The sequence below is a fragment of the Capnocytophaga sp. oral taxon 338 str. F0234 genome (assembly GCF_000192225.1).
Classification (GTDB): domain Bacteria; phylum Bacteroidota; class Bacteroidia; order Flavobacteriales; family Flavobacteriaceae; genus Capnocytophaga.
This window is the reverse complement of record NZ_GL872413.1, coordinates 1,203,777-1,219,578: the sequence shown is the minus strand read 5'-3', so window position 1 is coordinate 1,219,578 and position 15,802 is coordinate 1,203,777. Positions and strand designations below refer to the sequence as shown.

The following is a 15,802-nucleotide window of genomic DNA, read 5'->3' as shown; positions in this document are numbered from 1 at the left end:
CTAATCTTCTAATTTTTCAATAGTAACTTCATAAAGCTGCTCAAAAAGCTGTTCTACATAGCTGGCTTCAGCCTTACGTACCTCTACAAGGAGCGTACAGTTCATCTCCATAGTCTGTGAAACAATGGTGAGATTCCTATCCTTGATGATTTTCATCACCTTATTCATATCCTTGTAATCAAAGACAATTTGGTAGGTAAGGTCAATGGTGCGTTCCTCTATTTCAGCCTCTTGAAGAGTGAGCTGAGCAGTGGTTTTGTAGGCAGTAATAAGGCCACTTACCCCCAACTTGATCCCACCAAAGTAGCGCACTATGATCAGTAGTACATTGGTCAGCTCAAAGGACTGTATCTGCCTGTAGATAGGTAGCCCTGCTGTACCACTGGGTTCTCCATCGTCATTCGCTCTATAGGTAAAGTGCTCTTTGCCCAACTGATAGGCATAGCACCAGTGCCGTGCTGAAAAGTGTTCTTTCTTAACCGCCTCCAAGTACTTTTTTACCTCCTTTTCGGTAGTAACAGGGTACAAATAACCTATAAACTTACTGCTCTTATCCTTATAGATAATATCGGTAACAGGTTTTATAATAGTTCTATAAGTATCTTTCATTTCTTATATAGAGAATTATAGGTCTTTACAAAATTTTCATAATCTATTATCCTTTCCTTAATTACATTTCATTTTCCAATACAGAATCGTGAAAATATATTCCCTAACACCTCATCATTGCTTACCGCTCCTGTGATACTGCCTAAGTGATAGAGCATCTCACGTATATCTATAGCCAACAAATCTCCTGAGAGCTGTGTAGCAAGTCCTTCCTCTACCCTATCAAGAGCTACAAGAGTTTGCTGAAGCGCTTCCAAATGACGAATATTAGTAATAATGGTAGCACTTTCTGTTGTGGTGAGTTCTTTGGCATAGGAAGAAAGGATCTCTTTGAGTGCCTCTATATTGATTTTTTCTTTAGCCGATATTCTTAGCTGACCATAACCATATTTCCGTTCCTTGGAGTTTAGTTTTTCTTCTATTTCTTCATCAAAATCAGACAACCCTATATATTCACTATCTGTTTTGTTATGTAAGAGCAATATTTTTAATCCTTTTCGGTAATTCTCTTGTACAAATTGGACTACTTCATCGGTGGTATTCTCTTTTTCGTTATACAAATAAAGTACTATTTGTGCCTTTTTTATTTTCTCTTTTGCTTTTTCTACTCCTATAGCTTCTATTTTATCTTGGGTATCACGAATGCCTGCGGTATCAATAAAGCGAAAGGTAATTCCATCTATATGAAGAGTTTCTTCTATCGTATCGCGGGTCGTCCCTGCTATATCAGATACAATAGCACGTTCCTCGTTCAGCAGTGTATTAAGCAAGGTTGACTTGCCTGCATTGGGTTTGCCTACAATAGCAACAGGTATCCCATTCTTGATCGCATTGCCTGCGGAGAAAGATTGCACAAGTCTTTGCAGAATTGTTCTTATTCTTTGCAAAAGTTGTTCCAACTGCTCTCTATCGGCAAAGGCTACATCTTCCTCTGAAAAATCTAATTCCAATTCTATCAGCGAGGCAAAGTTAAGCAATTCTTGTCTAAGTCCTTCTATCTTGGAAGTAAAACCACCACGCATCTGCTGCAAGGCTACTTGATGAGAAGCCTTGCTATCTGATGCAATCAGGTCGGCTACTGCTTCGGCTTGGTTGAGGGCTAATTTTCTATTGAGGAAAGCACGCTTGGTAAATTCCCCTGCCTGAGCAAGTCTTGCCCCATTTGTCAAACACAATTTGATCACTTCTTGAATGATATAAGGACTCCCGTGGCAGGAAAACTCCACCACAGGTTCGCCTGTGTAGGATTTCTTTCCCTTGAAAATCGTTGCCAAACACTCATCTATTACTTGGTTTTCGTTTTTGATCGTTCCCAAATGGACGGTATGAGAAGGTGCCTCGGATAAGGTTTTCCCACTTAGTGTTTTAAATACTTTGTCCGCAAGTGCAATAGCTTCTTTTCCAGACAAGCGAATAATAGCAATAGCTCCTACCCCTGTAGCAGTAGCTAAAGCAACAATAGTATCGTTAGTATAAGGTATTTTTTCGTGATTCATAGATAAAATATTCTTTTTTACAGCTATCCTTTTTTGTTTTTAATGATAAATAATCTGTAAACATTAGAGAATCTGTAATTTTTATAAGCAAACAACGCATAATTCCACTTAGGATGGGTGTATACTTGATAGTTTTCGTATTGTTCTAAGGTTCCTCCTGAGATTGTACGATAAATTGTGCTGCTCTTTAATAGGTTTTCTTCATCGAACATAGTCATTCCTTTTTTCAGATGAAAGGTTTTTCCATTTACCTCAATAGAAAGGAAAAGAATACCTTCTTCCCAAGTGGTACGATAAGAGATTGATCCGCCTCCAATTCCTGAACTGGTATTACTTCCTGAACTTTCCACTTTGAAATATTGAGGAATAATTTTCTCACGTCTTTGGCTCTCTTCTTTAGGAATATTTTCATCTTTGTAAGAGAATAAGTCCATTCTTTTTCCTTTTAACATCTTATCATCATCAATGATATTCTCTTTTTCATAATCAGAAAGCTGTTCCATAGACTGAAAAGACTTATTACCATCTATTGCCCAAGAGCAATAACGTTTTCCTTTGAAATCCATAAGATAATCTCCATAAAATCCATCAAAAAGATTATCTATTCCATCTACTTTTTCTATTTTCAATGTATCAATTCTGTTTCCTTGCGTATCATATTTGGATAAATAACCTAAAGGTTCATCATCACTTATAATAAGTTCATTTTTCTGATTGACAAAAGCAAATTCTATTAATTTGTTTTCTCCTTCAGGAAGCATCTTCATCGTATTTCCTTCATAAGAAACGGTATTTCCACTAAGTGCTACATATTTTTCATATTTAGAAGGAAGTGTCATATTCGAAAATGTTTTTGCTATATAGTTATAAAGAGAATTATAACCAAAGAAACTTGCTATTAATGGAATGGCAAAAAATCCTGAAATAAAAAGTCCTATTTTGGCTATTTTCCTTACTTTTTCTGATTTGTAAAAGAAAGAAAAATAGATAAGAACTCCAACCACTAAGGTAAGTGTTATAGAAAGATATAGCATAGCAATTATGATAAAGAAAAATAACATATATTTTGCTATATCATAATAAAATGCATAGTAAGTCAAAATTCCTAATACTAAGAAAGCAGGACTTATAAGCAGAAAAAATAGTTTGTTATCTATAGAAGTATCTATAGTATCTATAATCCCAAAATATAGAATATATAATAAGAAACTAACAACAAATACCCTTCCAAAGTGTGGTTTTTTATTTTCCATAAGTGTAAAATTATTTTTAAGAGATGAATTATATACTTATTGATATATTCACATAGAGATATATAGCCGAAACCATATTATAGACATTGCAAGTAAAATACTTGTTATCCAAAGTCCTTTCTTTGCCCATCTGTAGAAAAAACTATAAAATAAAAAGAATAATAAAGCTATAAATAAAGGAACTGCTATAAGATTCATATAGAAATACATCATCGAAACTCTGAAATTACTAAAATCAAGATAATCCAAATCGGTAATATGTGCCATTATAGCGTAATAGAAATTGATAAGTAAGAGAATCAAACTTATAATGATGCCTACTGAGATACTTGGTTTCTTTTTCATAAACTAATGAGAGTATAAAATCTTATCCTATAAATAAAATAAAGCAGCCATTAATTACGTAATAACCAATCCTATTCTCGCCCATTTATAGAAGAAACTATAAAATAGAAAGAATAATAGATTGACCCCAAGGATAAAAGGGAATATATAGAACAGAAAAAGATAAATGAAAAATTCCAAACTATTATAATTAAATTCGAAACCATTTCTTTCTATATAATATATAAACATATAAACAATAGATAACACAGTAAGTGCTATGTTTATAATAATTCCTATTTTTATATTCGGTTTTTTCTTCATTTAATTAATTTTTAATTAGTAAAACGGTTATATTTTAAACATTTATACTGTATAATACACAAAAACAAGACTATATAATAGAATAACCAACCAATGATAGCGCTTGACATAAGAGAGCACATTAGCAAGTGAGACAAGCCAAGCAATCATCCCTACTGAAATATAGATAAAAAGCTTAATAGGTACATCAATATTAATATCTGATGAATATTTTATCTTTGCTAAAACAATAAAAATTACTATCGGAAGCCAAGCCAATATAGGGAATCCCTTTTTATTTTTCGTATATTCTTTCATAATCTTCAAGATTTGTTTTTTATTAGGTAATATTTGTATTCTGTGCCGAGCAAAGCATAGGATAAGTGTCTGTTAGTATATAATCGTATATCATTGTATATTTCCAGTGTTTCATTCTGATTCTGATAATAGCGAATATCATCGGTATGGCCAAAAGGAAAAAGATTTTGATAATAGAAAGTCTTTAGGTGTAGCTGCTGTTCATTCAAGAGCAACTTGAAATATACATTGCCTCGATATTCTTCTTCTTTAAAAGATTCTCTTTCTCCAAGTAACTGAAGTCCAGAATTATAGGTTTGTTTTTTCAAATAATACACAGGTTTTATATGGCGCTCTTTTGGGGCTTCTCCTATTTCAGGAGTAGGATTTTTGAAAGTAGTAAACAAATAAAAATGAGCTGGAAAAGAAAAATCTATATCTTTTGAAGAGAAAAAAACTTTTATTTTGGAATAATACAATTCATTTTCTTTTTTGATAATAACAATTTGGTTCTCTTCACCATATATGTGTATAATAGTTATCAAGTCGGTAGGATCATCAAATAAATAGGCTTCTATATCTTTTTCTGAGAGTTGAGCTTCCCCTTTTAGTTCTTTCATAGGGAGAAAATCCTTCTTGCCATCTATCATAAAAGAAGAATAGGATTTTTCTACAAAATCTATCAAATAGCCCTCTTTAAGTGCGATGTTTCTCTTCTCTTTCTGATTATTTTCCAAATATAAGGTATCCGAAAGGTTTCCCTCTTTATCATATTTCAATATACAATCCACGGGCGCATTGGCATCTTCTGCATCATATTTGTAATACACTAACAGATTATCATTTTGGTCAAAGAACAAATCAGTATAAGCATATATTTCACTTTGAGGAATAGGCATAATTATTTTTCCTGCTTGCCTTACCTCTTTATCGTCTAACAAATCATATCCTCTTAATTCCTTAGGCATTTCTATATAAGAAATAAGATATTTGTAATAGGAATATACCACAGACGAATGCTTAGCAAGAGAAAACACAAGCATACAAATAGGAAATATACGTATAAAACGCTTAGTTACGCTATTCTTTTGATAGTAATAATAGGAAAATACACCTATAAAGAAAGATAATACATACAAAGTATATAATAATATTTCTTTTTTTATAAATGCAGTTCCGTAATTTCCTGACAATATCAGAAAATATACTAACAAAAAAATAATTCCTGTAAGAAAAGCAAAAAATAAGTGCAATAATTTCTTTTTCACAGCCCTAAATTTATTTTATAAGATAGAAACTTCCTTTTTATTGTATCCATATTTATTGAGAGATATACCTAAAACCATATTTTAGATTTATGAAGTTTGAATTATATACAAACAAGCTATCTCCCTGTATATCTTGCCTTTCTACTAAATTACCATCCTGTAATAGAGGGGCTTTTACACCTTCTGAAAACCGCTTATTTCCTATAAATATTCGAGCTTCGTCCCATAATCTTTCATTTATAAATTGCTGAAGTACTTGGGTGCCTCCTTCTACTATAAGGCTTTGTACATTCTTTTCATACAGATAGTTACAAACTTGTTTTGGCATAGAAAAAGAAGGATTAAAAGGGACAAAAGATACATTAAAAGTATCAGTCATCTCTTTTGAAGTGAAAACAACAGTAGGCATCTTCTGAAAAACTGCTAAGGAATCAGGTAACGAATGACTAGCATCTATCACTATGCGCAAAGGAGTATTTCCTACCCAATATCGTGTGGTAAGTGAAGGATTATCTTGTACTACAGTACTTTTCCCGACTAAGATAGCTCCTTCCTGAGCCCTCCATAAGTGGGTTAGTTGTTGGGAAAAATCATTGGTAATCCATACGGGAGCTTTGTTTTTCCTCTGTTGTGGAGCAATGAAGCCATCTCTGGTTTGTGCCCACTTAAGGATAATATAGGGGCGCTTCTGGGAATGAAAGGTGAAAAAACGAATATTCAGTGCTTGGCTTTCCTGTTCTAAGACGTCTAAAACTACTTCTCTTCCTGCTTGCTGCAAGCGCTGAATACCTTTACCTGCAACTTTAGAATAGATATCAGTACAACCAATAACAATTCTGGGAATTCCCTTTTCAATAATCAAATCTGCACAAGGAGGCGTTTTCCCAAAATGTACACAGGGTTCTAAGTTCACATACAAAGTACTCTCTTTCAATAGACTTTTATCCCTCACTGAGGTTATTGCATTAACTTCGGCATGGGGTTCACCCGCCTTGGTATGCCACCCCTCTCCTATGATTTTTCCCTGATGAACAATCACACTACCTACTAAAGGATTGGGATAAGTATAGCCCATCGCCTTACGAGCTAAAAACAGACAACGCTGCATATATTTTTCGTCTATTATCATAATCATTTCTGTTGGAATTTAGCTGAGACCCAATGATTACGCTCTATATGGCTAAGGAAGGAAAGTCCCACTTCTTGGCATTTCTCCTTTATGACAGGCAAATCCTCTATATAAAAACCACTTACAAGAAGTAAGCCCGCAGGAGACAATGCTTTGGCATAAGCGGGAATATCCGAAAGCAAGATATTTCTATTGATATTAGCAAGGATTAGCTGAAATTGCTCTCCAATAATTGTAGAAATATTTCCTTCCATTACTTTAATAAATGGACAATTATTCTGTTGCACATTCTCAGTAGCATTCTCCACACACCAAGGGTCTATATCAATAGCAGTAATATCACGAGCTCCTCGTAAGGATGCCATAATAGCCAAGATACCTGTGCCACAACCCATATCCAGAACCTTTACATTCTCAAGAGATAAGAGAATGAGCTGCTGGAGCATCATATAGGTTGTCTCATGATGTCCTGTCCCAAAACTCATTTTAGGAGTAATCATAATATCATAACGAGTAGTCGGTGTAGGGTGAAAGGTTGCCCGAACAGTGCAGATATCCTCTACTACAATAGGCGAGAAATTCTTTTCCCATTCCTCATTCCAATTAACCTGCTCTATTTCCTTTATTTGGTAAGAAATAATAAACTCATTACTTCTTAGAATAAAAATGTTCTGCAAAATATCTTTCTTCCAAAGGTCTTTAGGAATATAAGCTTTAATTCCAGTAGGTGTATCTACAAAACTTTCAAAGCCCACTTCTCCAAGTTCGGCAACAAGAATTTCTGATCCAGGCTCCTTAGGGGAAACTGTAAAATTATACTCTATATAATTCATTTGTGCAAATAAGTTATTGATCATTTTAAAAGCACAAAAATATAGAAATTAGGTTTGAAAAACAAATATTATTTTATCATAGATATATACATTCATTCTTTTCATTATTAAATAAGAAATTGTCTGTTATATGATTTAAAAACTATAAATGTGTTTAAACTTTTTTGAGGAACTTGGATATAAATTCCAATAGAAGCATTCCAATCCAAGTTATATTTAAATATCCATACCTAATTATAAATTCTTTATGCTCGCCAAGCCAACTTTTACTTTATTTGAAAAGTTTAAACAGCCTCTATATAAAATTATTCGCTTTTATTAAATTAATGTTAAATATTAAATTGAATTAATATTTTTGAAGAAAAATCATTACCTTGCACTGCCTAAATATAAAATGTTAATCTATGAAAATATTTTTTACCCTATTAAGTATTTGTTGTTGTGTATTTTTTTCAAGAGCACAGCAAACACAAAAAGAAGTTGTTGAACAATTTATCACTTCTATCCTGCAAACAGAAGAAGGAGATTATCCAGGACTTTGGAAAATGCTTAAAATAACTCAAACTATACCTGAGGAAGAAGGAGGAATGGAAAAAATAAATCAAGTATTTGCACTTTTAAAGAATCAAATTCAAAAACGTGAATATATAATAGTTTCCTCTGAGGAAGCTCTGCAAATTATGGAAACAGAGAATGATAAACGAAGTTCTGATATCTTATTCTCTGACAAAGGAACTGTATTTTATGTATATTTAACCTATTTTAAACGTTTTTTAATACGTTCCCCCATTGTAGTAAATGATAAAAATGAAATTATTGCTATTTTTATAGACTATTGTAAGGATAATAAAATTTGTATAAAATATTTATAAGCATTTTGTTTACTAAAAGTACTTTATGTTAAAACAACAATTACAACTTAAACTTGCTCAGAAACTATCTCCTCAGCAAATCCAATTAATGAAATTAGTGCAACTTCCTACTATTGCTTTTGAACAACGTGTAAAAGAGGAGTTAGAGGAAAATCCCGCTTTGGAGGTATCTAATGAAGATTCTTGGGAGGATGAAGATAACTTTGATGACTCTTATGATACTACTGAGGATGAATATGAAGATAATCAAATCATTGAAGCTGAGGATATCAATGTAGACGAATATCTTAGTGATGATGAGATTCCTGATTATCGGCTTTATGCTAATAATTATAATGAAGAGGAATATTCTCAGCCTTATAGAGAAGAAGTTTCTTTTCATCAATATTTGTTGGATCAGCTCAGCACTTTTCGATTGGATGATAAGCAAAGAGAGATTGCTGAATTTCTGGTGGGAAGTATCAATGATAATGGTTATATTCGCCGTAGTATGAGAGATATAGCAGATGATTTAGCTTTCACTCAAAACATTCATACCAATGAGAAAGAGGTAGAGAAAATACTCAAATCAGTTATTTTTCAGCTAGAACCTGCAGGCATAGGAGCTCGTAACTTACAGGAGAGTCTTATTATTCAACTGCAACATAAGCCACATACATCCATCATTGAGATAGCCACTACAATACTTAACGAAAATTTTGAACTATTTAGTAAGAAACATTATGAGAAACTAGCACAAAAATATAATCTCTCAGAGAATACTCTTAGAGAAGTAGTGCAAGAGATTGAAAAATTAAATCCTAAACCAGGAAGTTCTTATTCTGAGGGAGGAAAACTTACCGAGCAAATAGTCCCCGATTTTACAATACACATCAATGATGGACAGTTAGAACTCTCTCTTAATGGACGAAATACTCCAGAGTTACATGTATCTCAAGAATATACAGAGATGTTTAAGACATATCGAGACTCTGCTGAAAAGGACAAACAAAAACAAAAAGAAGCAGTTGAATTTATCAAACAAAAATTGGATGCTGCTAAATGGTTTATAGATGCTATTAAGCAACGACAGAACACACTCCTTATTACTATGAATGCTATTATGCAACATCAGAAAGAATATTTTCTCACAGGAGATGAGACTAAGATAAAACCTCTTATTCTCAAGGATGTAGCTGAGAGTATAGGAATGGATATCTCCACCATATCACGTGTTGCTAATAGTAAATTTGTTAGTACTCCTTATGGTACCAAGCCAGTGAAAGCTTTCTTTTCAGAAGGTATCAAAAATGAGGAAGGAGAGGATATTTCTACTCATGAAATAAAGAAGATATTACAATCTGTAATAGAAATGGAGGATAAAAATAAACCTTATACAGATGATAAACTTATGGAACTCCTCAGAAAGAAAGGTTATCCTATAGCTAGACGTACTATCGCTAAATATCGTGAACAATTGGATATTCCCGTAGCACGATTAAGAAAAGAATTATGATGGTCTTGGTATTTCGTAATTATTTTCTACCTTTGTGCCCTATTTTATTACAATGAAACACTTAGCCTACGTAAATAAATATTTCTATAAATACCGAAAAAAACTTATTTTAGGAGTATTCATTACCATTGTGGCACGGCTTTTTTCCTTAGTGATGCCTAAGAGTGTACAATATGCCATAAAAGTAGTAGAAGATTATTTGAAAAATCCTAATCCTCAAGGAGGATTAGGAAGAGAACTTTTCTTCTTCTGTTTGATTATTATTGGTTCAGCCTTACTTTCTGGCTTTTTCACTTTTTGGATGCGACAACTGATTATCAATGTTTCCCGTTATATAGAATTTGATATGAAAAATGAAATTTATCAAAAGTATCAAGTTCTTTCTCAGCGTTTTTATAAACAAAATCGCACGGGAGATTTAATGAATCGTATTAGTGAAGATGTGGGTAAAGTTCGTATGTATACAGGACCTGCACTGATGTACAGTGTACAGACAATTACTCTTTTTGTCTGTAGTATTCCTTTAATGTTCTATACGTCCCCTACATTAGCTACCTATGCACTGTTTCCATTACCTATTTTAGCGATACTTGTTTATTTTATAAGTAAAAAAATAAATCTTAAAACTATTGAAGTACAACGATTTCTTTCTGATATTTCTTCCTTCTCACAGGAGACTTTCTCAGGTATTCATACTATAAAGGCTTTTGTTATGGAAAAAGAAATACAAAAAAATATGGAAATTCTTAGTCAAAAAGGACGTGAGAAAAACTTAGAATTACTACGGATAGAGGCTTGGTTCTTTCCTATTATGGTATTCCTCATTGGTATTAGCGTTATTTTTGTTATCTTTATTGGTGGGTATTTATATATTAACAATGAAATTGATTCCATTGGAGTAATTACGGAATTTACTATCTATGTAATGATGCTTACATGGCCTGTGGCTACAGTAGGTTGGGTAAGTAATATAGTCCAACAAGCAGAAGCTTCTCAAGGACGCATTAATGAATTTTTGCATGAGAAAAATGATATTGAAACGCCTACCTTAAAACATACCCCTATCAGGGGAGATATTCGTTTTGAAGGAGTAACTTTTACTTATCCTGATACCCAAATTACAGCTTTGAAGAATATTTCTTTTCATATTCCAAAGGGGAAAAGCATTGCTATTATTGGAAGGACTGGATCCGGAAAGTCCACTATTTTAGACCTAATCACTCGTATATATGATACGCAGGAAGGACATATATTTATAGATAATCAAGATATAAGGACGCTTAACTTGAATGATTTGCGAAAATCTATCTCAGTTATTCCACAGGATTCTTTTCTCTTTTCAGACACTATTGAGAATAATATTAAGTTTGGTAAAGAAAATGCTACTGAAGAAGAAATCATTGCTGTGGCTAAACTTGCCCAAGTACATGATAATATTATAGATTTTAAGAACGGATATAAGACTATATTAGGAGAACGAGGTATTTCTCTCAGTGGAGGACAGCGTCAACGAGTATCTATTGCTAGAGCTTTAATTAAAGATGCTCAGATATATCTTTTTGATGATTGCCTCTCTGCTGTGGATACTGATACTGAAGAAAAAATCCTACATAACCTTTCTCAGGTAGCACAACAAAGTACTCGTATTATTGTTAGTCACCGTGTATCAGTAGCTAGAAATGCTGATTTTATTCTCTTCTTGGACAAGGGAAAACTTATAGGAAAAGGAACACACACAGAGCTCTATACTCAAAATGAAAGTTATCGTAATTATTATGATACCCAAGTTATTGAATAAACATAATAAATTAAAAATGAAATTTTTATGAAAAAATATTTTTTTATTATTTTAGGAAGTCTTCTAATTCTTATAGCTTGTTCTGATGGAAAACTATCCTCTTCTCAAGCAAAAATATTAGTAGAAGAATCCTTGCAGGCAAAACCTATGTATGAAACTGCTCACTTCACTTTGGGAGAAGTAAAGTATCGTACCCAAAAAGATGGAGAAAAAATCAAACAACTTAAAAAGTTAGAAGAAGATGATTATATCTCTATAGAAGAGATCAAAGTAAAGAAGAAATGGCTCTCGAATGATAGCGTATGGGTAGTGAATATCAAGTGTACAGATAAGGCGCTCCCTTATGTAACAGAACTTAAAGAGACACGTGCCAAAGTCAAAACTCTTGAATATGTTTTAGCTGATGAAATAAATGTAGAACAAAAAAATGAAAAAAATGCTACCATTACTGCTACCCTGCAGAAAAAAGAAACTCCCTTCAGTTTTCTAAGTAAGAAAATAGGTGGACAGGATTTTATCCAGAAGAAATTTAAAGCTAGATATCAAGAAAAAGAAGGGTGGATACTTTCTAAATAATCTCTTAATTTAAAAATTATATGAAAAAAAATACTTCTCTCCTCCTTTTCCAATCTCTCTTATCAGTAATCTCGGGTATTCTCATTACTCAGATGTCTTTCTTAGGACGCATTGGGATTCATACTATGTACCGACAATTTATGGTTTTTCGTTCTTGGTGGAAAACAGCTCTGTTATTCTTTTTTATACAGTGCTTACTCTTTGGTGTGCTCTACACTATTCGATCAATTGTGTCCCTTGCTATTGCTAAAAAAATTGCTTGGCTATTACTTCTTGTAGGCATAGGAGGCTTTATAGCTACTTATTGGGATTTTACTACTACTATGCATAGAGTGATGAAAATAAGGTTCCATTTTGGCTTCTATTTGTTTTGGATAGGATGGGCAATAAATTGTTTGTATTTTATTGTTGCTAAAGACGATATGTCTAAATCTATTCTGCAAGAACAGGAAAAAGAGAATGTTGATGCTCTTCAAAAAGAAGAATAAATTATTATACCACAGAAATTTCTCAAATTAATTTTTATACTTATCACATGAAACAATTGTTAATCACTTTATTTATGTCTCTTTTTACCAATATTACTGCCTCTACTCAGGCACAAACACAAATCTCTCCTGACGGAAAGATCATGCTTTCCTTCTCTCTTAATGAAAAAGGAACTCCTTCTTATAAGGTAACTTATAAAAATAAATCAGTTATTGAGGAAAGCACATTAGGCTTTTTGATTAAAAAATCTGAACCTCTTACCCAACACTTCAAAGTAGTTGATACGAAAAAGTCTACTTTTAAAGAAATATGGACACCTATATGGGGAGAGGAGAAAGAAATCTTAAACCATTATAATGAACTTTTAGTGTCTCTTGAGCAGACAACTACCCAGCGGAAAATGAATATTCGATTTCGAGTATATAATGAAGGAATAGGTTTCCGTTATGAATTTCCACAGCAAAAAGAGCTAACTTATTTTGTTATTGAGGAAGAACTTAGTCAATTTGCTATGTCAGGAGACCACACAGCATGGTGGATTCCTGGTGATTATGATACACAGGAGTATGATTATACTGAATGCAAACTCTCTCAAATCCGCTCACAGATGCCTAAAGCTGTCATCAAAAATGTGTGTCAGACACCTTTTTCGCCTACGGGAGTACAAACCTCTCTAATGATGAAAAGTCAAGATGGTTTATATATTAATCTGCATGAAGCAGCATTAGTAAACTATGCTTGTATGAGTTTGAATTTGGATGATAAAAACTTTATATTTCAATCTTGGCTTACTCCTGATGCTCAAGGAAATAAAGGCTATCTATATACCCCTTGCCATACTCCTTGGCGTACAGTGATGGTTAGTGATGATGCTCGTGATATTTTAGCATCTCGGCTGATACTAAATCTTAACGATCCTTGTGTTTTAACAGATACTTCTTGGATAAAACCTGTAAAATATATAGGTATATGGTGGGAGATGATTACAGGCAAGTCTTCTTGGGCTTATACTAATGATTTACCTACTATTGACTTGGATAGTGTGGATTATACTAAAACACGTCCTAATGGAACTCATGCTGCTAATAATGAAAAGGTACGTCATTATATTGATTTTGCAGCTAAGCATGGTTTTGATCAAGTATTAGTGGAAGGTTGGAATATAGGATGGGAGGATTGGTTTGACAATTCTAAGGACTATGTATTTGATTTTGTAACTCCTTACCCTGATTTTGATATCAAAGGCTTGAATAATTATGCTCATAGCAAAGGAGTTAAATTAATGATGCACCATGAAACTTCTGCCTCTTTACGCAACTATGAGCGTCATTTGGAGAAGGCTTTTCAACTGATGAATAAGTACGGTTATAATTCAGTAAAAAGTGGTTATGTGGGTTGTATCATCCCTCGTGGTGAACACCACTATGGACAATGGGCAGTGAATCATTATCTCTATACTATTAAAGAAGCTGCTAAACATAAAATTATGGTTAATGCTCATGAAGCAGTACGTCCTACGGGGTTGTGCCGCACTTATCCAAACCTTATAGGTAATGAATCGGCTCGTGGTACGGAATATGAAGCCCTAGAGACTATAAAACCTTTTCATACCACTATTTTACCTTTTACTCGCCTACAGGGAGGGCCTATGGATTATACTCCTGGTATCTTTGAAACTGATATAGTAAATGTTAATCCAAATAATCATCATAAGATGAGTAGTACTCTTGCTAAACAATTAGGCTTATATATAACTATGTATAGTCCTTTACAAATGGCAGCTGATTTACCTGAAAATTATGAAAAGTATCTTGATGCATTTGAATTTATTAAGCAAGTACCCGTAGCTTGGCAAAAGAGTATATATTTAGAGGCTGAGCCAGGAAAATACATTACTATTGCCAGAAAGGATAAAAATAGTGATAACTGGTATATAGGTTGTACTGCTAATGAAAATGGACATTCTTCTGAATTATTACTTAGTTTTTTAGATAAAGGTCGTGAATATGAAGCTACTATATATGCTGATGCTAAAAATGCTGATTTTCGCAGTAATGCTAAATCCTATACTATAGAGAAGAAAAAAGTTAATGCTAAAAGTAAGCTCAAAATAATTGCAGCTCATGGAGGAGGCTATGCTATAAGTATCCAACCTATAAAGTAAATATATACGGAAAGCTATTGTTAAAGAGTCTCTTATTCTTTTACTTTAATTGTTAAATTATCATAGGCTAAAAATACTTGTGAAGGAAGTTCTTTTTGTACTTTGGCATGGAATCCCATAGTTTGGCTCATGTGAGTAAGAAATGCCTGACGTGGACACACTTCTCTGATGATAGTGAGTGCTTCATCTAAGTTTAGATGAGTAGGATGAGGAGCTTTACGTAAAGCATTGAGCACAAGAGTATCTACTTTATAAAATTTAGAAAGTTCTTTTTCATTTATATACTTAGCATCAGTGATATAAGCCAAATTACCTATACGGTATCCTATAATAGGAAGTGTTCCATGTTGTATGGAAATGGGGGTTACTTTCTTACCAAAAAGAAGAAAAGGAGTATAATCCTCTATTTCAGTAACTTTCACTGAAGGAGCACCTGCATACCGATTCTCTTTAGCGAAGATATAAGCAAAGCGTATGCGAAGCTGTTCAATCACTCTGGGAAGTCCATAGATAGGCATATCTCCTTGTTTGAGTACAAAAGGACGTATATCATCTAACCCTGCTGTATGATCAGCATGTTCATGAGTGAAGAGAATAGCCTCTAAGTGTTGTACTTTGTGTCGTAACATTTGTTGACGAAAATCAGGAGAACAGTCTATATTTACATTGACTCCTCCCCAAGAGAGTAAAACCGAAGTACGTAGCCGCTTATCTTTCTTATCTTTACTTCGTGCTACAGGAGTATTCATGCCTATCACAGGTACTCCCTGAGAAGTACCTGTACCTAAGAAGGTAAGTTTCATTAATTTTAATTTTTCTAATTTGTTTTTTGATCCCTTTTCAAGGGAAAAAATCTTACGGCAAAGATACAATTTTTCTTTACAATAAATTTCAAA

The 15,802-nt window shown here is 33.3% G+C and carries 14 protein-coding genes; 6 read left to right on the top strand and 8 right to left on the bottom strand.

The genetic code is table 11. The features are described from left to right. The 7 genes from HMPREF9071_RS05565 to prmA form a co-directional block, all read right to left on the bottom strand. Nucleotides 1–609 carry a YigZ family protein gene (locus HMPREF9071_RS05565; protein ID WP_009745616.1) on the bottom strand — a complete coding sequence of 203 codons (609 nt, stop codon included), beginning with the start codon at nt 607–609 and terminating at the stop codon, nt 1–3. Nucleotides 610–677: 68 nt separating this feature from the next. After that, nucleotides 678–2,105 (bottom strand): tRNA uridine-5-carboxymethylaminomethyl(34) synthesis GTPase MnmE, encoded by a 1,428-nt coding sequence (mnmE, locus tag HMPREF9071_RS05560; RefSeq protein WP_009745615.1) that lies wholly within the window; start codon nt 2,103–2,105, stop codon nt 678–680. A 23-nt stretch (nt 2,106–2,128) separates the two neighbouring features. Next, nucleotides 2,129–3,358 (bottom strand): hypothetical protein, encoded by a 1,230-nt coding sequence (locus tag HMPREF9071_RS05555; protein WP_009745614.1) that lies wholly within the window; start codon nt 3,356–3,358, stop codon nt 2,129–2,131. A gap of 690 nt (nt 3,359–4,048) precedes the next feature. Further along, nucleotides 4,049–4,303 (bottom strand): hypothetical protein, encoded by a 255-nt coding sequence (locus HMPREF9071_RS05540; protein ID WP_009745611.1) that lies wholly within the window; start codon nt 4,301–4,303, stop codon nt 4,049–4,051. Between the two features lie 5 nt (nt 4,304–4,308). Continuing rightward, nucleotides 4,309–5,550 carry a hypothetical protein gene (locus HMPREF9071_RS05535; RefSeq protein ID WP_040358039.1) on the bottom strand — a complete coding sequence of 414 codons (1,242 nt, stop codon included), beginning with the start codon at nt 5,548–5,550 and terminating at the stop codon, nt 4,309–4,311. A gap of 52 nt (nt 5,551–5,602) precedes the next feature. After that, nucleotides 5,603–6,685 (bottom strand): bifunctional diaminohydroxyphosphoribosylaminopyrimidine deaminase/5-amino-6-(5-phosphoribosylamino)uracil reductase RibD, encoded by a 1,083-nt coding sequence (gene ribD, locus HMPREF9071_RS05530; protein ID WP_009745609.1) that lies wholly within the window; start codon nt 6,683–6,685, stop codon nt 5,603–5,605. Next, nucleotides 6,682–7,512: a 50S ribosomal protein L11 methyltransferase gene (prmA, locus tag HMPREF9071_RS05525; RefSeq protein ID WP_040358347.1), complete on the bottom strand. Its 831-nt coding sequence runs from the start codon at nt 7,510–7,512 to the stop codon at nt 6,682–6,684. The genes ribD and prmA overlap by 4 nt, the downstream gene beginning before the upstream one ends. 404 nt (nt 7,513–7,916) lie before the next feature. On the opposite strand from prmA, the gene HMPREF9071_RS05520 reads away from it, so the two are divergent. Genes HMPREF9071_RS05520 through HMPREF9071_RS05495 form a run of 6 tightly spaced genes read left to right on the top strand, consistent with a single transcriptional unit; the run spans nt 7,917 to nt 14,906 of the window. After that, entirely contained in the window at nt 7,917–8,384 is a 468-nt protein-coding gene (locus tag HMPREF9071_RS05520) for a hypothetical protein (protein WP_009745607.1), read from the top strand. Nucleotides 8,385–8,409: 25 nt separating this feature from the next. Beyond that, complete coding sequence (gene rpoN / locus HMPREF9071_RS05515) at nt 8,410–9,879, top strand: RNA polymerase factor sigma-54 (protein ID WP_009745606.1); 1,470 nt, start codon at nt 8,410–8,412, stop codon at nt 9,877–9,879. A gap of 52 nt (nt 9,880–9,931) precedes the next feature. Continuing rightward, nucleotides 9,932–11,677: an ABC transporter ATP-binding protein gene (locus HMPREF9071_RS05510; RefSeq protein ID WP_009745605.1), complete on the top strand. Its 1,746-nt coding sequence runs from the start codon at nt 9,932–9,934 to the stop codon at nt 11,675–11,677. 27 nt (nt 11,678–11,704) lie between these two features. Then, on the top strand, nt 11,705–12,253 hold the full coding sequence (locus HMPREF9071_RS05505) for a hypothetical protein (protein WP_009745604.1): 549 nt from the start codon (nt 11,705–11,707) through the stop codon (nt 12,251–12,253). A 20-nt stretch (nt 12,254–12,273) separates the two neighbouring features. Continuing rightward, nucleotides 12,274–12,741: a hypothetical protein gene (locus HMPREF9071_RS05500; RefSeq protein WP_009745603.1), complete on the top strand. Its 468-nt coding sequence runs from the start codon at nt 12,274–12,276 to the stop codon at nt 12,739–12,741. 47 nt (nt 12,742–12,788) lie between these two features. Next, complete coding sequence (locus HMPREF9071_RS05495; RefSeq protein ID WP_009745602.1) at nt 12,789–14,906, top strand: glycoside hydrolase family 97 protein; 2,118 nt, start codon at nt 12,789–12,791, stop codon at nt 14,904–14,906. A 32-nt stretch (nt 14,907–14,938) separates the two neighbouring features. Here the strand turns inward: HMPREF9071_RS05495 and HMPREF9071_RS05490 are convergent, their stop codons facing one another. Beyond that, the gene (locus tag HMPREF9071_RS05490) at nt 14,939–15,709 is read right to left on the bottom strand and encodes an MBL fold metallo-hydrolase (RefSeq protein WP_040358342.1); all 771 of its coding nucleotides are present in this window, start codon (nt 15,707–15,709) and stop codon (nt 14,939–14,941) included. Between the last annotated feature and the right edge of the window lie 93 nt (nt 15,710–15,802).

What these genes read in the sequence shown, in the direction of transcription:
- HMPREF9071_RS05490 (WP_040358342.1), bottom strand. Translation starts at nt 15,709, where the DNA reads ATGAAACTTACCTTCTTAGGTACAGGTACTTCTCAGGGAGTACCTGTG.
- rpoN (WP_009745606.1), top strand. Translation starts at nt 8,410, where the DNA reads ATGTTAAAACAACAATTACAACTTAAACTTGCTCAGAAACTATCTCCT.
- HMPREF9071_RS05495 (WP_009745602.1), top strand. Translation starts at nt 12,789, where the DNA reads ATGAAACAATTGTTAATCACTTTATTTATGTCTCTTTTTACCAATATT.
- HMPREF9071_RS05540 (WP_009745611.1), bottom strand. Translation starts at nt 4,303, where the DNA reads ATGAAAGAATATACGAAAAATAAAAAGGGATTCCCTATATTGGCTTGG.
- ribD (WP_009745609.1), bottom strand. Translation starts at nt 6,685, where the DNA reads ATGATTATGATAATAGACGAAAAATATATGCAGCGTTGTCTGTTTTTA.
- HMPREF9071_RS05520 (WP_009745607.1), top strand. Translation starts at nt 7,917, where the DNA reads ATGAAAATATTTTTTACCCTATTAAGTATTTGTTGTTGTGTATTTTTT.
- HMPREF9071_RS05510 (WP_009745605.1), top strand. Translation starts at nt 9,932, where the DNA reads ATGAAACACTTAGCCTACGTAAATAAATATTTCTATAAATACCGAAAA.
- HMPREF9071_RS05555 (WP_009745614.1), bottom strand. Translation starts at nt 3,358, where the DNA reads ATGGAAAATAAAAAACCACACTTTGGAAGGGTATTTGTTGTTAGTTTC.
- HMPREF9071_RS05505 (WP_009745604.1), top strand. Translation starts at nt 11,705, where the DNA reads ATGAAAAAATATTTTTTTATTATTTTAGGAAGTCTTCTAATTCTTATA.
- mnmE (WP_009745615.1), bottom strand. Translation starts at nt 2,105, where the DNA reads ATGAATCACGAAAAAATACCTTATACTAACGATACTATTGTTGCTTTA.
- HMPREF9071_RS05500 (WP_009745603.1), top strand. Translation starts at nt 12,274, where the DNA reads ATGAAAAAAAATACTTCTCTCCTCCTTTTCCAATCTCTCTTATCAGTA.
- prmA (WP_040358347.1), bottom strand. Translation starts at nt 7,512, where the DNA reads ATGAATTATATAGAGTATAATTTTACAGTTTCCCCTAAGGAGCCTGGA.
- HMPREF9071_RS05565 (WP_009745616.1), bottom strand. Translation starts at nt 609, where the DNA reads ATGAAAGATACTTATAGAACTATTATAAAACCTGTTACCGATATTATC.